Origin of the sequence: Intrasporangium sp. DVR (assembly GCF_040365325.1) — a bacterium.
In the GTDB taxonomy this organism is placed as follows: domain Bacteria; phylum Actinomycetota; class Actinomycetes; order Actinomycetales; family Dermatophilaceae; genus Intrasporangium.
On the sequence record NZ_BAABZW010000016.1, the window covers coordinates 235,927 to 254,573 of the forward strand.

An 18,647-nucleotide genomic window follows, 5' to 3' on the forward strand; every position below is an offset into this window, starting at 1 on the left:
GACGCGTTCATGATGAGCGGGTCGTCGTCCTTCACCGAGTTCGTGTCCGGCTACCGACCCGAGCTGCTGCCGTCGGGCCGACCACTTCCACTCGGCGCGAGCATCGAGGCGCCCCACGGGACGACGATCGTCTCCCTCCTGCACGACGGCGGGGTCGTCATGGCCGGTGACCGCCGCGCGACCATGGGCAACATCATCGCCAACCGCGACATGGAGAAGGTCTTCATCGCCGACGAGTACAGCGTCGTCGGCATCGCGGGGACCGCCGGCATCGCTGTCGAGCTCATCCGGCTCTACCAGGTCGAGCTCGAGCACTACGAGAAGATCGAGGGCGCCATCATGTCCCTCGAGGGCAAGGCCAACCGCCTCGCGTCGATGATTCGCGGCAACCTCGCCCTCGCGATGCAGGGGCTCACCGTCGTGCCCACCTATGCCGGCTACGACCTCGACGAGGGCCAGGGCCGGATCTACTCCTACGACGTGACCGGCGGGTGCTATCTCGAGGGCGGCCACCACTCGAGCGGCTCCGGCTCCGTGTTCGCCCGCGGAGCGCTGAAGAAGCTGTGGCGTCCGGGGATGAGCGAGGAGACCGCGGTCCGCGTTGCCGTCGAGGCCCTCTACGACGCCGCCGACGACGACTCCGCCACCGGCGGTCCCGACGTCGGCCGGCAGATCTGGCCCACCGTCGCGGTCGTCGACCACGCGGGATCACGCTTCATCGAGGCTGACGTCCTCGAGCGCCACGTGTCGGCGATCGTCGAGTCGCGCCGAGGAAACCCCGGAGGTGCCCGATGACGATGCCGTTCTACGTCCCGCCAGAGCAGGTGATGAAGGACCGGGCAGACTTCGCCCGCAAGGGGATTGCGCGCGGTCGCTCGGTTGTCGTGCTCGCCTACGACAAGGGCATCGCCTTCGTCGCGGAGAACCCCTCCCGTGCTCTGCACAAGGTGTCCGAGATCTATGACCGGATCGCCTTCGCCGCGGTCGGCCGCTACAACGAGTTCGAGTCCCTTCGAGTCGCCGGGATCCGCTATGCGGACCTCCGTGGCTACTCGTACGACCGCACCGACGTCACGGCGCGCGCGCTGGCCAACACCTACGCCCAGACCCTCGGAGCGGTCTTCACCCAGGAGTCCAAGCCCTTCGAGATCGAGATCGTCGTCGCCGAGGTCGGGTCGCGCGTGGAGCACGACCAGATCTTCCGCCTCACCTACGACGGGTCCGTTGCCGACGAGCGAGGCTTCGTCGTCATGGGCGGGGCCAGCGAGCAGGCTGAGGCACGGCTGTCGGAGCTGTGGCGGCCTGGCCTCAACCTCGGTGAGGCGCTGCGCCTGGCCGTCGACGTGCTGGCGGTCTCGCCCGATGGTGGTGAGCCGCGCCAGCTCGGAGCGGACCAGCTCGAAGTGGCCGTGCTCGACCGCGACCGGCCACGCCGCACCTTCCGCCGCGTCGTGGGGACCCTCCTCGACGGACTGCTTAGCCGCGACAACCCGATGTCGGACGCCCCGGTCGACGAGACGCACCCCGGTCATCCCGAGGTGCTCAGCGGCGAGTCGGACGACGTCGCCGCTGGGCCGGCCGGCCCCGAGGGCACGCGCTCCCCGGAGGACGATGCCGACGACGCAGGCCCGGACGGTCATTCCCTGGGGCACGACAACGCCGGCCCACCGCACCATGGACAGGGCAGGGACGACGGGCCCACCCAGCAAGGCTGAGAGGGCGATCCACCCCTCGCCGCCGCCAGTCAGTCCGACACCTCGACGCCGCCCAGCCCGTGCGGGCCGGACGGCGTCGAACAGTGTGTCGAATGGTGTCAGCGCGGACGACGTCCGACCGCTCAGCTGCTGCGGGCCGGCTCCCTCGCCTCGGTGTCGGCCGCATCGCCGTCGGCGTCGGCGTCGTCGCTGCGGCGCTCGCCCTGCCTCCGGTCGTCCGGTGAGGGGATCGCCTGCATGACGATGGTCGTGTCCGCCGCGGCCGGCTCGGCCACGGGCGCCCGTCCAGACGCAGCCTGCGGCTCAGGCGCCGCTTGCGCTGCGGGCTCCTGCGGCTGCGCCGGCAGCGCGTCGGCAATCGCACCACCGCCGAGGGTGGAGAGCATCTGACGCACGTTGGACAGCTGGGCCGTGATGGCATCGCGCTGCGCCGTCGACGCGGCGAGCTCTCGCTCGGACTCCTCGCGCAGGCGCGACGCGTGGTCGCGGGCTTCGGAGACGATGAGGTCGGCCTGGGACTGCGCGCCGTTGAGGATCGCCTGGGCGCGGCCGCGCAGCTCGGCGGCCTCCTGCTCCGACCGGTCGCGCAGCTGTCGCGCCTGGCGCTCGGCCTCGACGAGCGTGGCCTCGAGGGCCTGACGGCGTGCCTCGAACTCCTTGTCGGCCTGCTCACGCCGGTGCGCGAGCGTCGTCTCGAGCTCGGCGGTGGCAGCCGCGGCCTTGGCGCGGTGCGACTCGTACTCCGCAGCCGCCTCCTGGCGCTGGGCGGACGCGACGCTCTGCGCCTCGGCGATGATGGCCTGCGCCTCGCGGTTCGCCTGCGCGACGATCCGCTGCGCCTCCTCGTCGGCGCGCGCCTTGGCCTGGTCCGCGTAGGCACCCGTGGTCGCCTTGAGCTCTGCGGCCGCGTTGTTGGCGCGCTCGCGGATCTGGTCGGCCTCCATGGCGGCGCGGTTGCGCATCTCGGCGGCCTCGGCGTCGGCGAGGGCGAGGATCTGGCCGATGCGCTCCCCGAGCTCGGTGTAGGTCTGGGCTTGGGTGGGGGCCGCCTTCTTCAGGTCGGCCATGGCACGGGACTGCTGCGCCAGCTGCCCGCGGAGGTCCGCCAGCTGTGCGTTGAGCTTCGTCAGCTCGACGCTGCGCTCGGAGGCGTCCTTCTTCGCAGCCTGGAGAGTGCGGTTCTGCGTCTCGAGGAACGCATCGACCTCCTCCGGCTCGTATCCGCGACGGGAGAACTTGAAGTTGGGTCTGTCGATCATGGCCATCCAAGAGAGAGTGTGGAGGAGTGCGTCGGAAGGGGGGCGTTGGCCATTCTGACAGGCCCCCGCAAATCGACACAGGGGTGGTCCGACCTCATCGCCGTCCTGCCGGGCGCTCCACCGACAATGTGCTGAGGATGGCGAGCTCGTCGGCACGGTCGAGCCCCGCCCTGACCCTCGACCGTCCCGTGCCGAGCTCCGTCTCCCAGGCGAGGGCGTCGGCCACGGTGGCCCCCAGAGGCCGCGTGGTGAGCCCCGCCCGCGCCGCTGCGGCGCCACTCCGGTCCATGAATGCCTGCCAGTGCGGGTCCTGCAGCCACAGGGGCAGCGACCGCGGTCCCATGAACTCCTGGACACCGTGCCGACCCAGGGACGCAGCGTCGGCCTGCACCATGTCACCCGTGAAACCGGCCACCCGGGCAGCGCTGTCGATCACCTCCCGGAAGGGCACAGGCGAACCGATGGCGTTGAGGACGCCGGTGGTGCCGGAAAGTCCCGCAGCGACCAGCCAGGCGGCCAGGTCGACGACATCGACCCACTGCACTGGTTGCTCCCCGGCCTGCGGCACCAGGACGGGACCGCCGTCACGGGCTGCCTCGGCGAAGCGACCCGGCCAGTAGCCGAACCGCTCGCTCGGATCGCCGTGTCCGACGATGAGCCCGCTGCGCGCAATGAGGGCATCCCGGTTCCTGCCCTCGAGCACGGCCCGCTCACATGCGACCTTGCCCTCGCCGTACTGCTCGGGCGTCGCCGTGTCGGCCTCGAGGGCCGGGAGCAACGCCGCCGACTCGTCGGCGCCGGGTTCGTCGTGCCGGCCGTAGACCGAGCACGAGCTGACGAACACCCAGTGCATCGCTCGGCTCGCCAGGGACCGGACCGCCCCGCGGACGTGGCCGGGCTGGCGCGCGACGTCGACGACGAGATCCCAGTGGGCGGACGAGGGCAGTGCAGCGTATGCCATCGGGTCGCTTCGGTCGGCCCGCACCAGACGGGTGCCCTCCGGGACGGAGCCCGACTCTCCGCGCGCGAGACAGGTGACCTCGTGCCCCGAGGCGAGCGCCTGCGCTGCCACCGCACCGCCCAGCCAGCTGGTACCTCCGAGAACCAGGATCGATGCCATGGAGCGAGCACACCACGTGCACCGCGCCGCGGTCCACGACGTTCGCGCGCAGCAGAGAACCGGTGCTTAGAGTTGGTGCATGGAGCGGCGAATCTTCGGGATCGAGAACGAGTACGGCGTGACCTGCACGACGCAGGGACAGCGCAGGCTCACGCCCGACGAGGTCGCCCGCTACCTGTTCCGCCGCGTCGTCGCCTGGGGTCGCTCGAGCAACGTGTTCCTCGGCAACGGCGCCCGTCTCTACCTGGACGTCGGGTCGCACCCGGAGTACGCGACGGCGGAGTGCGACTCCGTGCGCGAGCTCGTCATCCAGGACAAGGCGGGGGAGCGCATCCTCGAGGGACTGGTCGAGGACGCGCAGGCCAGGTTGCGCGACGACGGAGTCGAGGGCGAGATCTTCGTCTTCAAGAACAACACCGACTCCGCGGGCAACTCCTACGGCTGCCACGAGAACTACCTCTTCGGGCGCACCGGCGACTTCCAGCGTGTCTCCGACATGTTCATCCCGTTCCTCATCAGCCGCCAGATCACGAGCGGTGCCGGCAAGGTGGTCGCCACGGCGCACGGGGCGAGCTTCGCGGTGAGCCAGCGGGCCGACCACATCTGGGAGGGTGTGTCCTCCGCCACGACGCGCTCGCGTCCGATCATCAACACGAGGGACGAGCCGCACGCGGACGCCGAGCGCTACCGTCGGCTCCACGTCATCGTGGGTGACTCGAACATGTCCGAGACGACCAGCCTGCTCAAGGTGGGGTCGGCGGACCTCGTGCTGCGCCTGATCGAGCACGGTGTCGTCATGCGGGACCTGACGCTCGAGAACCCGATCCGGGCGATCCGCACGATGAGCCATGACCCGACGGGCCGTGCGAAGGTGCGCCTGGCCAACGGGCGGGAGCTCTCCGCGCTCGACATGCAGCGGGAGTACTTCGAGAAGGCGGCTGACTTCGTCGACCGCGAAGGGATGGAGTCGCCCGACACCAAGCAGGTCCTGGACCTGTGGGGACGCACCCTCGAGGCGATCGGCGCCGGTGACCTGGACGCCATCGCCACGGAGATCGACTGGGTGATCAAGCTCCGCCTCATCGAGCGCTACCGCGCCCGTCATGGGCTCGGCCTGTCCGACCCGCGGGTCCTCCAGGTCGACCTCGCCTACCACGACATCAACCGGTCCCGCGGCCTGTTCTACCTGCTGCAGAAGCGCGGCCAGGCGGCCCGCGTCGCTTCGGACGTCGAGGTGTTCGAGGCGAAGGTGCGTCCGCCCCAGACGACGAGGGCCAAGCTGCGCGGAGACTTCATCCGGGCTGCTCAGGCCCATGGACGTGACTTCACCGTGGACTGGGTCCACCTCAAGCTGAACGACCAGGCTCAGCGGACGGTCCTCTGCAAGGACCCCTTCCGCGCGGTCGACGAGCGGGTGGAGCGGCTGATGGAGACGATCGCCCGGTCGCCGGCAGTGCCGCGCAGCCTGTGAGCACCGCCCTGACCCGGCGGTCGCGAGTCCCACAAGAACGAGGGTTACAGTGACCGGGGCCCGCCTCTCGGTGGGCTGATCGCTGACTCCCCGACCGAAAGCGTTTCTGTGCGAATTCGAACCGCCGCCACGGCTGCCGCGGCCGTCCTCGGCCTCTCCCTCCTGTCCGCCTGCGGTCAACCGACCCCCGCGGCGCCCGAGGCGACGGGCACGGGTGCCGGCACCGGCGCAGCCACGTCGGCTCCGGCCGACACCCCCAATGCCTTGGCCGCCGTCACCGCCACCGGGCCGGTCGACTTCAAGACCGCGCCGAAGGTCGACCTGGGCAGGACGCCGATCTCGACCACGTCCATCCAGCGCCGGGTCCTCACGCCCGGCACCGGCTCCGAGGCGACGCGGGAGGACACCGTTCGCATCCGGGCCCTGATCTACAACGGGACCTCGGGCAAGCTGCTCGACGACGGTTACGGCAAGGGCCGCGCCGACGAGGGCTACCGTCTCGGACGCACCGACCTGCTCGCCGGGTTCACGGAGGGTCTGGTGGGCTCCCAGCAGGGCTCGCGAGTGGCCTTCACGATCCCGCCGGCAAAGGGGTTCGGGGCGAGCGGCAACGCCCAGCTGGGTGTCGGGGCGACCGACACCATCGTCGTGGTCGCCGACGTGTCGGAGGTGCACCGGGGGCTCACCCAGCTCGAGGGCACCGGCTCGCCGAGCCCGGAAGGCTTCCCGAAGGTGGAGTTCGCCGATGGCAACGCGAAGGCGCCCACGGTGACCATCCCCAAGGCCGACGCACCGAAGAAGACCCGCGAGGCGACGCTGATCGAGGGTGACGGCCCGGTCGTCAAGGAGGGCCAGTTCATCGCGGCGCACTACCACGGGGTGCTCTGGAAGGACGGCTCCGTCTTCGACTCCTCGTGGGAGCGGGGCGCGGCAGCCGACTTCCCGATCGGGATCGGCGCGGTCATCCCGGGCTGGGACGACACCCTCGTCGGCAAGAAGGTGGGCAGCCGCGTGCTCCTCGTCATCCCGCCGAAGGACGGTTACGGCGAGCAGGGCAACCCCAACGGCGGCATCAGCGGCACCGACACGCTCGTCTTCGTCGTCGACATCCTCGACGCCTACTGACCCGATCGCGACCGGCCGCTGCCAGACTGGGGCGTGCCGTGACGCTCCGACGAAGGGATAGCCATGCCACTTGACCCAGACCGCACCAAGCCGGAGATCGACTTCCCTGAGGGGGAGCCGCCGGCAGACCTCGTCGTCGAGGACCTCATCGAGGGCGAGGGACGTGAGGCCAGGGCGGGCGACACGGTGAGCGCGCACTACGTCGGCGTCGCGCACTCGACCGGTGAGGAGTTCGACTCCTCGTGGAACCGTGGGGCGCCCCTCGACTTCCGGCTCGGCGTCGGCATGGTCATCCCGGGCTGGGACAAGGGGATCGAGGGGATGAAGGTCGGCGGCCGGCGCAAGCTGACCATCCCCGCGCACCTCGCCTACGGCGACCGCGGGGCGGGCTCGGCCATCCAGCCGGGGGAGACCCTCATCTTCGTCGTCGACCTCGACGACGTGCGCTGACCACGCCGAGCCGTATGCCGCTGGGCTCGCTCCCAGCAGCCCCTCACCCGCGCAACACACCCGCTCATCGACTGACCAGGCCTGCTCCAGGCGGCACCTGCAGTCGGTAGGCGGGTGTGTTGCGTTGCGGGTGTGTTGCGTTGCGGGAGGGGGCGGGGTCAGCGGGGGCGGAGCAGGGAGGCTGCGTGCCGGCCGGCCACCGCGGCGGCGACGAAGGAGAGCCGGTCGTCCTCGAGCCCGCGGCCCATCGTCGACAGTCGCACGGGGGTGCCCCGCAGGGCATCGTCGAGGCCGTCGCAGTCCACGTCGACGAGTCGGAGCCGACCGCCGGTGGAGTCGCACAGGGCGCGAGCCTGACTGTGCACGTAGAGCGCCAGGTCCTCGCTGAGTCGGGGGACCGGGACGTCGGCGGGGACGAGCGCGACGCGACCGTAGGCCGTGGCGCTGTGGTGCGACAGACCGCGGTGCCGGGGCCGCCGGTCCGCCTCGGAGACCCGGAGCGAGGCGATCGGCAGTCCGCCCAGCACGCCCGCGGCGTTCACCGCCTCACCGGCCGAGGTGCCGGAGAACCCCCAGCGGGTCCCCGTGCCGAGGTTGCCCGGACCCTGGGCGACCACGGCCACGTCAGCCTCCACCACGAGCCGGGCGGCGAGCAGGCCGGTGTGCACGTTCACCGCCTCGAGGTCGCCACCGTAGGCCTGGCCGACGGTGATGCAGGCCTCGAGCCACCCGGACTCGCGCAGCGCTGCCACGGTGCGCGAGAAGTCGGCCGGCAGGGCCCCGCCGTCCGTCATCACATAGGCCACCCGGGCCTCGGGCGCGGAGTCACGCAGTCCCGCGATGATGGCCGGCAGGGCCGAGTGCAGGTCCGCCACGACGACGGGCAGGCCGCCGAGGTCGTCCGCGTCACGCAGGCGCTCGTGGTCCGGGCTGTCCTGCTCGTCGACACCGAGCACCATCGTCTGACCCGGGGTGTAGCGCGCCTTGACGAGGTGGCCGGCGACCCCACGCACGTCGACCGGCTCGGGAAGGTGGTCCGGCGCCGCGACGACGATCGCGAAGCCGCCGGTGCCCAGTCCGCGCTCGAGGGCCGTCGTGTTGAGCAGCACTCGCGCGCCGACCGGGAGGTCGCCGACGCTGTCGACGTAGCCCAGCGCGCGGATGGTGTCCCCGGAAGCGAGCTCAGCGGCATACTCCACCGCCCCCGCCCATCGCGACTGAACCTTCGTGATGACTGCGGGCCGCCACTGGATCATGCCCGGACCCTACCGACCACACCTGCCCCGTGGTGCCGCCCGAGTCAGGTAGCGTCGGACTGCGCCCGCAGCGCGACCCTGGATCGGAGGAAGGTGGCCATGAGCGCAACGTCCGCATCGGCGGAGAAGACCGAGCGGCTGCTCAACCTCATCCTCGCGCTCAAGTCCACCCGGCGGCCGATCCCCAAGGAGAAGCTGCGCGCGGCGCTCCCCGCCTACGCCGAGGCGCCCTCGGACGAAGCCTTCGACCGGATGTTCGAGCGCGACAAGGACGAGCTGCGGGAGATGGGCATCCCGATCACCACCACGGTCGTCGACGTGCTCTTCGACGACGAGGTCGGCTACCGGATCGACTCCAGCGAGACGTCCCTCCCCGAGATCACCTTCGAGCCCGATGAGGTCGCGGCGCTCGCCCTCGCCGCTCGCGCGTGGTCGACCGCGAGCATCTCGGGCGCGGCCACGGCCGGGCTGCGCAAGCTGCGGCTCGCCGGCGTGGAGATCGACGAGTCGCTCGCTGCCGGAGTCGAGCCGCGCATCCGCACGGCCGACCCGGCCTTCGAACCGGTCCGCGCGGCACTGTCGGCCCGGCAGCCCATCACCTTCGACTACCGCAAGAACGACGGCTCGATCGGCCTGCGTCACGTCCGTCCATGGGCCCTCAAGCACTGGCACGGTCGCTGGTACGTCACCGGCTTCGACGTCGACCGTGGGGCCGAGCGGGCTTTCCGGCTGAGCCGCGTCGTCGGGCCGGTCCGCAAGAAGGGACGGGCCGGCTCCTACGAGGTGCCGGCGGACCACGTCCCGGAGGTGTCCCTGGCAGCGCAGGCCCCGGAGCCGGAGGGCACCGCGACCATCCGGCTGCGCCACGGACGTGGCCACCTGCTGCGGCAGGCGGCCCTCCACACTCGGGACGTCGACCACCGCTGGAGCGAGGTCGAGGTCCCCTACGAGCGCGGTCGGACCGAGCGCGACGTCGCGGCCCTCGGCAGCCACGCGGTCGCGCTGGCGCCGGCCGAGCTGGTCGACGGGGTGCGCGAGGCATTACGACGCGTCCTCGAGTCGCACTCACCGATGTCGAGGGGGCAGGCCGAATGAGCGACAAGCGTGTGACCGATCGACGGGGAGCGGCGCCGCGCAGCACTCGCATCACGCCCGAGACCGCCACTCAGCGGCTCGGGCGGCTGCTCGACCTCGTGCCCTGGGTGCTGCGGCACGAAGGTGTCAGCGTCGAGGAGACGGCGCGCGAGTTCGGCATCAGCCCGGCGCAGGTCGAGTCGGACCTCGAGCTGCTCTTCCTGTGTGGCACGCCCGGCTACACCCACGCAGAGCTCATCGATGCCCAGTGGGACGACGGCCACATCTACCTCGCCAACGCCGACGACATTGCCGCCCCGATGCGCCTGACGCGCGACGAGGCCGTCACCCTGACCGCCGGCCTACAGGCGCTCAGCTCCATCCTCGTCAACTCCGAGGTTGCCGAGCGCACCCTGGCCAAGCTTCGAGCCGCCACGACCGCAGGCGACCCCGGGGGAGGGCGCATCGCCCTCGACCTCGACGACGGCAGCCAGCACGCCGTCATGGCGCAGCTCAAGCAGGCCCTCGCCGACCACCGGCGAGTTCACCTGACCTACTACGTCGCCACCCGCGACGAGACGACCGAGCGCGACGTCGACCTCATGCGGATCGTCAACCTCGACGGCCAGTGGTACGTCGAGGGCTGGTGCCACCGGGCCAACGCCGTCCGGTTCTTCCGCGTCGACCGGGTCGCGGCGGCCACGGTGCTGGACCAGGACGGGACGCCACCGCCGGAGGCCCGACCCCGGGAGCTCGACGACGAGGTGTTCGTCCCGAGCGACAGCGACCTGACCGTCGTCATCGAGGCGAGGCCGGACGCGGCGTGGATCGCGGACTACTACCCGAACGAGGGGATCGAGCGGGCCCCGGGCGCCTCGGTCCGGGTCACCCTCAAGGTGGCGGACCCGGCCCTGGTCCGTCGCCTGATCCTGCGGCTCGGCGGCGAGGCGCGCGTCGTCTCGCCCCCGGAGCTCATCGAGGCCGTGGCTGACGAGGCCCGAGCCGCCCTGGCTCACTATGGCGCAGGCGGCACGGCCCGGTGAGCCCTGCGTGCCGGGTTCCTCTGGGCACGCCACCCGAGGCCGCCCGTCGTGGGCGACCCCGCGGTGCCTCCCACCTACCGGTGTCGAGGCACCCGGCCCTTGACCGGATCGAGACGTATGATGTCCCCACTGTTCATGCTCCCCACGTATGCTGGTGGGCGTACACCATCGATGCCAGCGAGTGCGTCGGACGGCGGGCGCAGCCCCGCAGGAAAGAGTGACCATGACCCCTGGTTGGCAGGAACTTCTGGTTGTCGGGCTTATTGTCGTGGCCCTGTTCGGGTGGAAGCGGCTGCCCGACATGGCGCGCAGCCTCGGCCGTAGCGCCCGGGTCTTCAAGTCCGAGGTGGACGAGATGAAGAAGGACGGCAAGACCCCGTCCGACGCAGCGCAGAGCACGGTCAAGGGCGACATCGTCGACGACCAGGCGGCTCGGAGGGTCGAGGACGCCGAGGCTGAGGCCCGCGTCGCTGAGGCCCGTGCCAAGGAGGCCGAGGCCCGTGCTGCCGAGGCCCGAGCGGACGCCGACCGTCTCCGGAGCGACCCCTCGCTCTGACGCCGAGCGCAGCCGCCTGACCTCCCGTCACCACAGATCGAAAACCGAAGGCCCTGATGCCGTCGCTGTTGCGCAAACGCAATCCCGAGGGACGGATGTCCCTCGCCGACCACCTGCGCGAGCTGCGCAACCGCGTCATGGTGGCCGGAGCGGCCATCGTCGCCGGAGCCGTCGTGGGATGGCTGTACTACGACCGGATCATCAACGAGCTGATCCAGCCCCTCAAGGACGTCGCGGCGCAGCGCGGTGAGGCAGGTCTGGTCAACATCAACTTCGGCACGATGACCGACGCGTTCGCGATCAAGTTGACCGTCGCTCTCTTCGTCGGCCTGATCCTCGCCTCGCCCGTGTGGCTCATGCAGATCTGGGGCTTCGTCGTCCCCGGGCTGACGAAGAAGGAGAAGCGCGTCACCCGGCTCTTCGTGGTGGCCGCAGTGCCGCTGTTCGTGGCCGGCTGCTCGGCCGCTTTCATCATGGTCCCGAAGGCCGTCGCGGTCCTTCTCGACTTCACGCCGGTCGGCGCGTTCAACATCCAGGACGCGTCCCTCTACCTGTCCTTCGTCCTCAAGTTCATCATCGCCTTCGGGTGCGCCTTCCTGCTGCCCGTCTTCCTCATCTGTTTCAACATCATCGGCCTGCTCTCCGCGAGCGCGATGCTCAAGGGCTGGCGGCCTGCCGTGATGGTGATCTTCCTCTTCGCGGCGATCATGACGCCGACGCCCGACGCCTTCACCATGCTCTTCATGGCCTCGCCGATGGTCCTTCTCTACTTCAGCTCGGTTGGGGTGGCCTTCCTCCTCGACCGCAAGAAGAAGGAGAACCTTCCGGACTGGTTGGACGTCCCCGACGACCAGGCGTCGGCGCTGTAGCGTTCGGGTGTGTCCCAACGCGTCGCCCTGATCGTCAACCCCACCGCCGGACGAGGCGCTGGTCGGACGATGGGGGCAGAGACGCGTGGACGCCTCCTTGCCGGTGGCCATGAGGTGGTCGACGCCTCCGGCCGGACGTGGGCGGAGGCGAGGGATCGTGCCGCGGCCGCCGTGAGCAGCGGTGTCGACGCGCTCGTCGTGGTCGGTGGTGACGGCCTGGTCCACCTCGCGGTCAACGTCGTCGCCGGCACGGGCACGCCCATGGGTGTCGTCGCGGCTGGCACCGGCAACGACTTCGCCCGCAACCTCGGTCTGCCGGTCCGGGACGCCGCCCGGGCGGTCGAGATCATCACCGGGGGTGCGGTGCGCGCCATCGACGCGGGCCGGGTGACCGGGCCCGGCGGGGAGTCGAAGTGGTTCGCCGGGGTCCTCGGTGCGGGCTTCGACGCCGTCGTCACGGCTCGAGCGGCGCGGATGCATTGGCCCCGGGGGCAGATGCGCTACAACCTCGCCGTGCTTCGTGAGCTGCCGGTCTTCAAGCCGATCCCGTATGCCATCGTGCTGGACGAGCGCCGGATCGAGACGAGCGCCATGCTCGTGGCCGTGGCCAACACGACCTCCTTCGGGGGCGGCATGCGCGTCTGCCCCGACGCGGACCCGACCGACGGCCTCTTCGATGTCCTCGTCGTGCGGGCCATCTCCGTGCCTGCCTTCCTGCGGGTGTTTCCGTCGGTCTACTCAGGGGCACATGTCTCCCACGATGCGGTCGAGATCCATCGGGCAGCTCGGGTCCGGCTGGAGGCCCCGTCCATTCGCTCCCAGGCTGACGGAGAGGCGTTCACGGAGCTGCCCCTCGACATCGCGATCGCGCCACGGGCGCTCAGGGTGCTCACCCAGCCCCATGCGGGGAAGGACGGAGAGCGATGATGTCGACACCCGGCACCGCTGGGGCCGGTGGGGCCGGTGGGGCCGGTGGCCTGAGCGGTCCCGCGCTACGCGAGTTCACGGTTGAGCTCGACTTCCCGCTCGACGACTTCCAGGTCGCGGCGTGCCGCGCGGTCGAGGACGGCCGCGGGGTGCTCGTCGCCGCCCCCACCGGGGCGGGCAAGACGGTGGTCGGAGAGTTCGCCGTGCATCTGGCCCTGCGCACCGGCCGCAAGGCGTTCTACACGACGCCGATCAAGGCCCTGTCGAACCAGAAGTACGCCGACCTCGTGCGCCGCCACGGCGTCGAACGGGTCGGTCTGCTCACCGGTGACGCGTCGATCAACGGGGAGGCCCCCGTCGTCGTCATGACGACCGAGGTCCTGCGCAACATGATGTATGCCGGGTCCAGCACCCTGGCCGGCCTGGGCTGGGTGGTCATGGACGAGGTGCACTACCTCGCCGACCGCTTCCGGGGCGCCGTCTGGGAGGAGGTCATCATCCACCTCCCACCGGACGTCAGCGTGGTGTCCCTGTCCGCGACCGTCTCCAACGCCGAGGAGTTCGGGGCCTGGCTCGACGAGGTGCGCGGGGACACGGCCGTCATCGTCTCCGAGCACCGACCGGTGCCGCTGTGGCAGCACATGATGGTCGGTCAGACGCTCTTCGACCTGTTCGTCGAGGAGACCGGTGGCCAGCGGAGGTCTCCCGACGAGGCGTCCCGGCGCCAGCTCAGCGTCAACCCCGACCTCGTCCATGCCATCCGGGGCACCGAGGGCCGGGGCGCCTGGGACACCCACTGGTCGACGGACGGTCGGGGCCGCTCGCGCGGTCGACGCAACGGGAGCGGCTCCGGCCGCGGAGACGACTGGGGTGGCCGCGGCCGGCGCGGGAGCGATCAACGGGGCCCGCGAAGCGGTGATCCCGGCCGAGGTTTCTCCCGCGGCGGGCGACCGGGAGGCGGCGCCACCCGTGCCGAGGTGATCGACCGGCTCGACCGGGAGGGTCTCCTGCCGGCCATCACGTTCATCTTCAGTCGCGCCGGCTGTGAGGCTGCGGTGGGACAACTGCTCGCGACGGGGATGCGCCTCGTCACCGACGCGGAGGGGGCGGCCAACCGCCGGCTCGTGGAAGAACGCGTCCGTGGCCTGGCCGAGGAGGACCTCGCCGTCCTGGGTTACTGGGACTTCGTGGAGGGCATCTCGCGAGGGTTCGCCGCCCACCACGCCGGGATGCTGCCGACCTTCCGCGAGATCGTCGAGGAGCTGTTCGTCCAGGGACGGGTGCGCGCGGTCTTCGCGACCGAGACGCTGGCGCTGGGGATCAACATGCCGGCGCGCACCGTGGTGCTCGAGAAGCTCGTGAAGTTCAACGGCGAGAGCCACGTCGACGTCACCCCGGCCGAGTACACCCAGCTCACCGGGCGCGCCGGCCGGCGCGGCATCGACATCGAGGGTCACGCGGTGGTCTTGTGGAACCGCGGGCTCGACCCGGAGAGCGTCGCCGGTCTGGCCTCGACCCGGACCTACCCCCTCCGCTCGAGCTTCCGGCCGACATACAACATGGCCGTCAACCTCGTGCGCCAGTTCGGGCGGGAGAGCGCCCGCGAGATCCTCGAGACGTCGTTCGCGCAGTTCCAGGCAGACCGCGCCGTCGTCGGCTTCGTGCGCACCGTGCGCCGCAACGAGGAGGCCCTCGCCGGGTACGCCGAGTCGATGACGTGCCACCTCGGCGACTTCTCCGAGTACGCCGCGATGCGCAACGAGATCCGCACCATCGAGAAGGAGGGGGCCAAGGCGCGGTCCGCTTCGCTGCGGGCTGCGGCGGCGGTCTCCCTCGAGAACCTCAAGATCGGCGACGTCATCCGGATCCCGAGCGGCCGTCACAGCGGGTTGGCCGTGGTCGTCCTGCCGAACCGCGGCGGCGGTCGCGGAGACGCACCATCGCCCGCGGTCGTCACGGAGGACCACCACCTGCGACGCCTCACGCTCCACGACGTCCCGGCACCGGTGGAGCCGCTCGGCACCATCCGGGTCCCGAAGCACTTCAACGCCAAGAACCCCAAGGCGCGGCGCGACCTCGCCGCGACGTTGCGCGCGGCGCTCCCGCACGACCCGCCCCGCCGGCACCGGATCGTGGAGGACGACGCCGGGGACGTGCGGATCGACGAGCTCCGCCGCCGGCTTCGGGCCCACCCGTGCCACCAGTGCCCGGAGCGGGAGGACCACGCCCGGTGGGCAGAGCGCTGGTGGCGCCTGCGCCGTGAGACCGAAGGCCTGCAGCGCAAGATCGAGGGTCGGACCAACTCCGTTGCCAAGACCTTCGACCGCATCTGTGAGCTGCTCATCGACATGGGATACCTCGCCGAGGGCGGCGAGCGCGTCACCGAGCACGGCGAGCGGCTGCGGCAGCTGTACACCGAGAAGGACCTGCTCGCGGCCGAGTGCCTCCGTGAGGGCGCCTGGCGCAGCCTCGACGCACCGTCCTTGGCGGCGGTCGTGTCGATGCTCATCCACGAGCCGCGCCGCGAGGACGCTGGGCTCGCGCCGCGCTGGCCCAATGACGACGTCCGCGAAGCCCATGACCGGATGCTCGCCATCTGGTCCGACATCGAGGACGCGGAGGGTGCCCTCGCCCTGCCGACAACCGGTGCTCCCGACCCGGGGATCGCCTGGGCCGTGCACCGCTGGGCGAGTGGGCGGGCTCTCGAGGAGGTGCTGCGCGGCACCGAGCTCGCGGCCGGTGACTTCGTGCGTCGGTGCAAGCAGGTCATCGACCTGCTCGGCCAGCTGACGGATGCGGGTGACCGTGACCTCCAGCGCGTCGCCAGGAAGGCGAGTGATGCCGTCCTGAGGGGCGTCGTCGCCGCCGACCGGCTCGACTGAGCCCAACGCCAAGGTGCCGTATGCCGCTGAGCCGGCTCAGCGGCATACGTGAGCTCCGATGGGGGCTAGCCGAGCCGGAGAGCGCTGATGACGCGGTCGAAGGAGCTCGTCAGCCCGTGGTCGACGGCGAGGCGGGACATCAGGGCGGGGTCGGCCACCCGGCTCGGCACGCGCAGGTCCACCTCGCCGACGGGAGCGTCCCGGACGACCTCGACCACCCGTGGTGCCGCGTCGAGATAGTCCGCGCCGGCCTCGAGCCGAGCGCGCTGCGCCCCCTTGATCGCGGGGTCACCTGCGTCGATGGCGTCCCGCAGGGCCTGCAACGACCCATAGGTCGTGATCAGCTTGGCCGCCGTCTTCTCGCCGATCCCCGTGACTCCGGGCAGCCCGTCACTCGTGTCCCCTCGAAGCACCGCCATGTCGGCGTAGGCGGCGCCGTCCGCGACTCCGTACTTCTCCTGCAGGAAGGCTTCGTCGACGAGGTCGGGGTTACGGACCCCGCCACGGGCCGTGTAGAGGACCCGGACCTCGTTGGCATCGTCCACCAGCTGGAAGAGGTCCCGGTCGCCGGTCACGATGTCGATCGGCAGCTCACCGCGGTGGAGGGTCGTCAGTGTGCCGATGACGTCGTCGGCCTCGTGGCCGTCGACGCCCACGCGCGCGATCCCGAGGGCGGCGAGGGCGTCGACGATGATGGGCACCTGGACCGCCAGTCGGTCGGGCACCTCCTCCTCGACGACACCGGTCCCACCGTCCGGGTCGGGCACCGGGGCGGCGCCGTCGGCGACCCGGTGGGTCTTGTACGTGGGGATGGCCGCGACGCGGAAGGCAGGTCGCCAGTCGTTGTCCCAGCAGGCCACGAGATGCGTCGGGCGGGACCGCTCGACGAGGGACGCGATCATGTCGAGCAGGCCACGGACGGCGTTCGTCGGCACCCCGCTCGGTCCGACGACCTCGGGGACGCCGTAGAAGGCGCGGAAGTAGAGGGAGGCTGAGTCGAGCAGCAGGAGACGTCCGGTCATGTCGGTCATCGTGCCATCTCGTCGACGCCCTGTGTCGCCCGTGGCTGAGGCGGGCCGGTCGCGTGGATGGCTCGTGATCCCCATCGTGGAACGACCGGTCCCGCCGTCGCGCACTCGACTAGGGTTCGAGCATGGAAGACCTCGATCGTCGGCTCGTCGGGCTGCTCCTGGCCGACGGCCGGATGAGCTTCACCGACCTGGGCAGGGCCACCGGCCTGTCCACGTCTGCCGTCCACCAGCGGGTGCGCCGGCTCGAGGAACGCGGCGTGATCACCGGTTACAGCGCCACGGTGTCGCCTGAGGCGCTCTCCCTCCCGCTCACCGCCCTGATCTCAGTCACCCCCTTCGACCCCAGCGCCCCCGACGACGTGCCGGAGCGGCTGCGGGACATCCCCGAGATCGAGGACTGCTACTCGGTGGCCGGGGTCGAGAACTACATCCTCAAGATCCGCACCTCGACGCCCGGGGCCCTCGAGGACCTGTTGGGCCGCATCCGCAGCGCGGCCAACGTCTCCACCCGGACGACCGTCGTGCTGTCCACGCCATGGGAGCGCCGGAGCAGCGCGGCCGAGCCGCAGCCGCCGAGCTGACCCGGGGTCCGGGCCACGGGTCACCAGCGGACCTGCGGGGTCAGAGCTGGTCCGTGGGCTCCTCGATCGGCTGGCCCGCCGGCATGACGGGCGGCCGGTGTGTGGCGCGATGCCACACCCAGAGCAACATGGCGCCGCTCGTCAGCGCCCCGGCGGCACAGGCGAGGGCCGACAGGGACGCGCTGACGAGGGGCGAGACCACCCCGGCCACCACGGCGTTGAGCAGGGTGCTGAGGAAGGCCTGGAAGGACGACACGGCGCCTCGTTCGCGGGGCCGCAGGTCGAGCAGGCTGATCGTGAGGATGGGGAACACCAGAGCGACCCCGAGGGCCCCCGTGGCGGCCGGGAGGACCGTCCACACGATGGCGGGGGACTGGACCGTCGACTGGTAGACCGCGGCGAAGACCGATCCCGCGACAGCGACGGCGAAGCCACTGGCGACGAACGCACCCTGACGCACCCGCCCGACCAGCCGACCCGTGAGGAACGAGCCCAGAATCATGGCGAGGACCAGCGGGACGAAGAGCACGCCGAAGTCCGCTGGGCCCAGCTGCAGGTGGTCGACCACGATTGCCGGCGCCGAGGCGATGTAGAGGAAGAGCGCCGCGAAGTTGAGGGCGATGGCGATGGTCAGTCGCAGGACCGACCGGTCGAGTGCGGCGCCCAGGAACGATGTGACGAGAGGTCGCGGGTGGAAGGGAACCCGTCGGGCCGGCGGATGGGTCTCCGGCAGCAGGATGGCGGCCACGATGACGGTGAGCACGCCGTAGCCCGCGAGGACCCAGAAGATGGTCCGCCAGGAGCCCCAGCCCAGGAGCCAGCCACCGATGATGGGAGCGATCGCCGGGGCGATCGCGAAGATCATCGAGATGTGGCTCATGAAGCGCTGCGCCGCGGGCCCCTCGTAGACATCGCGGACGACGGTGCGCCCGACGATCATGCCGGCCCCGGCGACCAGGCCTTGCGCGGCCCGTCCGGCGAGCAGCGCAGGCATGGACGGAGCCAGGGCACACCACACCGAGGTCACGGCGTAGAGACCGCAGCCGGTCAGGATGACTGGCTTGCGCCCCAGCGCGTCGGAGAGGGAGCCGTGGAAGATGCTGGCCAGGGCGAAGCTGAGGAGGTAGACGCTGAGGACCTGCTGGACGGCGCCGGCGTCCACCTGCAGGTCGGCGGACAGGGCGTCGAAGGCCGGAAGGATCGCATCGATGCTGAACGGGCCGACCATGGTCAGGGCGGCGAGGACGACGACGAGCGTGGCGCGTCCCAGACGGGTGGACGAAGGCAC

The 18,647-nt window shown here is 71.0% G+C and carries 17 protein-coding genes; 12 read left to right on the forward strand and 5 right to left on the reverse strand.

Annotation, left to right across the window (positions count from 1 at the left end; all coding sequences use genetic code 11):
* The first annotated feature begins 9 nt into the window (after positions 1-9).
* A complete protein-coding gene (prcB, locus tag ABWV20_RS13155) occupies positions 10-795 on the forward strand; it encodes a proteasome subunit beta (RefSeq protein ID WP_353355862.1) in 786 nt (261 codons plus the stop codon).
* Positions 792-1,715: a proteasome subunit alpha gene (gene prcA, locus ABWV20_RS13160; protein WP_353355720.1), complete on the forward strand. Its 924-nt coding sequence runs from the start codon at positions 792-794 to the stop codon at positions 1,713-1,715. Before prcB ends, prcA begins: the two co-directional genes overlap by 4 nt.
* 122 nt (positions 1,716-1,837) lie before the next feature.
* Here prcA and ABWV20_RS13165 read toward each other — a convergent pair whose 3' ends face one another.
* Together ABWV20_RS13165 and ABWV20_RS13170 are read right to left on the reverse strand one after the other, a co-directional pair.
* Positions 1,838-2,980: a hypothetical protein gene (locus ABWV20_RS13165; RefSeq protein ID WP_353355722.1), complete on the reverse strand. Its 1,143-nt coding sequence runs from the start codon at positions 2,978-2,980 to the stop codon at positions 1,838-1,840.
* Between the two features lie 88 nt (positions 2,981-3,068).
* Positions 3,069-4,094 (reverse strand): NAD-dependent epimerase/dehydratase family protein, encoded by a 1,026-nt coding sequence (locus tag ABWV20_RS13170; RefSeq protein WP_353355724.1) that lies wholly within the window; start codon positions 4,092-4,094, stop codon positions 3,069-3,071.
* A gap of 79 nt (positions 4,095-4,173) precedes the next feature.
* Between ABWV20_RS13170 and pafA the strand changes: the two genes are divergently transcribed.
* From pafA to ABWV20_RS13185, 3 genes are all read left to right on the forward strand, one after another.
* Positions 4,174-5,565, forward strand: a complete 1,392-nt coding sequence (pafA, locus tag ABWV20_RS13175; protein WP_353355726.1) for a Pup--protein ligase — start codon at positions 4,174-4,176, stop codon at positions 5,563-5,565.
* A gap of 108 nt (positions 5,566-5,673) precedes the next feature.
* On the forward strand, positions 5,674-6,690 hold the full coding sequence (locus ABWV20_RS13180) for an FKBP-type peptidyl-prolyl cis-trans isomerase (RefSeq protein ID WP_353355728.1): 1,017 nt from the start codon (positions 5,674-5,676) through the stop codon (positions 6,688-6,690).
* Positions 6,691-6,753: 63 nt separating this feature from the next.
* Positions 6,754-7,140, forward strand: a complete 387-nt coding sequence (locus ABWV20_RS13185) for an FKBP-type peptidyl-prolyl cis-trans isomerase (RefSeq protein WP_353355730.1) — start codon at positions 6,754-6,756, stop codon at positions 7,138-7,140.
* A 158-nt stretch (positions 7,141-7,298) separates the two neighbouring features.
* Here ABWV20_RS13185 and ABWV20_RS13190 read toward each other — a convergent pair whose 3' ends face one another.
* Positions 7,299-8,396 carry a DUF3866 family protein gene (locus ABWV20_RS13190; RefSeq protein ID WP_353355732.1) on the reverse strand — a complete coding sequence of 366 codons (1,098 nt, stop codon included), beginning with the start codon at positions 8,394-8,396 and terminating at the stop codon, positions 7,299-7,301.
* Positions 8,397-8,495: 99 nt separating this feature from the next.
* On the opposite strand from ABWV20_RS13190, the gene ABWV20_RS13195 reads away from it, so the two are divergent.
* The 6 genes from ABWV20_RS13195 to ABWV20_RS13220 all read left to right on the forward strand — a co-directional run bounded on the left by ABWV20_RS13195 (position 8,496) and on the right by ABWV20_RS13220 (position 15,747).
* On the forward strand, positions 8,496-9,491 hold the full coding sequence (locus ABWV20_RS13195) for a helix-turn-helix transcriptional regulator (RefSeq protein WP_353355734.1): 996 nt from the start codon (positions 8,496-8,498) through the stop codon (positions 9,489-9,491).
* Positions 9,488-10,513 carry a helix-turn-helix transcriptional regulator gene (locus tag ABWV20_RS13200; RefSeq protein ID WP_353355736.1) on the forward strand — a complete coding sequence of 342 codons (1,026 nt, stop codon included), beginning with the start codon at positions 9,488-9,490 and terminating at the stop codon, positions 10,511-10,513. Before ABWV20_RS13195 ends, ABWV20_RS13200 begins: the two co-directional genes overlap by 4 nt.
* Before the next feature lie 223 nt (positions 10,514-10,736).
* Positions 10,737-11,069: a Sec-independent protein translocase subunit TatA gene (tatA, locus tag ABWV20_RS13205; RefSeq protein WP_353355738.1), complete on the forward strand. Its 333-nt coding sequence runs from the start codon at positions 10,737-10,739 to the stop codon at positions 11,067-11,069.
* 56 nt (positions 11,070-11,125) lie between these two features.
* On the forward strand, positions 11,126-11,938 hold the full coding sequence (gene tatC / locus ABWV20_RS13210) for a twin-arginine translocase subunit TatC (RefSeq protein ID WP_353355740.1): 813 nt from the start codon (positions 11,126-11,128) through the stop codon (positions 11,936-11,938).
* A 9-nt stretch (positions 11,939-11,947) separates the two neighbouring features.
* Complete coding sequence (locus ABWV20_RS13215; protein ID WP_353355742.1) at positions 11,948-12,865, forward strand: diacylglycerol kinase; 918 nt, start codon at positions 11,948-11,950, stop codon at positions 12,863-12,865.
* Entirely contained in the window at positions 12,865-15,747 is a 2,883-nt protein-coding gene (locus ABWV20_RS13220) for a DEAD/DEAH box helicase (protein WP_353355864.1), read from the forward strand. Before ABWV20_RS13215 ends, ABWV20_RS13220 begins: the two co-directional genes overlap by 1 nt.
* 65 nt (positions 15,748-15,812) lie before the next feature.
* Here ABWV20_RS13220 and ABWV20_RS13225 read toward each other — a convergent pair whose 3' ends face one another.
* The gene (locus tag ABWV20_RS13225) at positions 15,813-16,778 is read right to left on the reverse strand and encodes a 5'-3' exonuclease (RefSeq protein WP_502901787.1); all 966 of its coding nucleotides are present in this window, start codon (positions 16,776-16,778) and stop codon (positions 15,813-15,815) included.
* A 122-nt stretch (positions 16,779-16,900) separates the two neighbouring features.
* Here ABWV20_RS13225 and ABWV20_RS13230 point away from each other — a divergent pair, with 122 nt between their 5' ends.
* Entirely contained in the window at positions 16,901-17,359 is a 459-nt protein-coding gene (locus ABWV20_RS13230; RefSeq protein ID WP_353355746.1) for an Lrp/AsnC family transcriptional regulator, read from the forward strand.
* Positions 17,360-17,399: 40 nt separating this feature from the next.
* On the opposite strand, the gene ABWV20_RS13235 is transcribed toward ABWV20_RS13230, so the two are convergent.
* Positions 17,400-18,647 carry a multidrug effflux MFS transporter gene (locus tag ABWV20_RS13235; RefSeq protein WP_353355748.1) on the reverse strand — a complete coding sequence of 416 codons (1,248 nt, stop codon included), beginning with the start codon at positions 18,645-18,647 and terminating at the stop codon, positions 17,400-17,402.

Bases quoted from the DNA above. Each gene is read 5' to 3' on its own strand.
- prcB (WP_353355862.1), top strand. From the start codon at position 10: ATGATGAGCGGGTCGTCGTCCTTCACCGAGTTCGTGTCCGGCTACCGA.
- prcA (WP_353355720.1), top strand. From the start codon at position 792: ATGACGATGCCGTTCTACGTCCCGCCAGAGCAGGTGATGAAGGACCGG.
- ABWV20_RS13165 (WP_353355722.1), bottom strand. From the start codon at position 2,980: ATGGCCATGATCGACAGACCCAACTTCAAGTTCTCCCGTCGCGGATAC.
- ABWV20_RS13170 (WP_353355724.1), bottom strand. From the start codon at position 4,094: ATGGCATCGATCCTGGTTCTCGGAGGTACCAGCTGGCTGGGCGGTGCG.
- pafA (WP_353355726.1), top strand. From the start codon at position 4,174: ATGGAGCGGCGAATCTTCGGGATCGAGAACGAGTACGGCGTGACCTGC.
- ABWV20_RS13185 (WP_353355730.1), top strand. From the start codon at position 6,754: ATGCCACTTGACCCAGACCGCACCAAGCCGGAGATCGACTTCCCTGAG.
- ABWV20_RS13190 (WP_353355732.1), bottom strand. From the start codon at position 8,396: ATGATCCAGTGGCGGCCCGCAGTCATCACGAAGGTTCAGTCGCGATGG.
- ABWV20_RS13195 (WP_353355734.1), top strand. From the start codon at position 8,496: ATGAGCGCAACGTCCGCATCGGCGGAGAAGACCGAGCGGCTGCTCAAC.
- ABWV20_RS13200 (WP_353355736.1), top strand. From the start codon at position 9,488: ATGAGCGACAAGCGTGTGACCGATCGACGGGGAGCGGCGCCGCGCAGC.
- tatA (WP_353355738.1), top strand. From the start codon at position 10,737: ATGACCCCTGGTTGGCAGGAACTTCTGGTTGTCGGGCTTATTGTCGTG.
- tatC (WP_353355740.1), top strand. From the start codon at position 11,126: ATGCCGTCGCTGTTGCGCAAACGCAATCCCGAGGGACGGATGTCCCTC.
- ABWV20_RS13220 (WP_353355864.1), top strand. From the start codon at position 12,865: ATGTCGACACCCGGCACCGCTGGGGCCGGTGGGGCCGGTGGGGCCGGT.
- ABWV20_RS13225 (WP_502901787.1), bottom strand. From the start codon at position 16,778: ATGACCGACATGACCGGACGTCTCCTGCTGCTCGACTCAGCCTCCCTC.
- ABWV20_RS13230 (WP_353355746.1), top strand. From the start codon at position 16,901: ATGGAAGACCTCGATCGTCGGCTCGTCGGGCTGCTCCTGGCCGACGGC.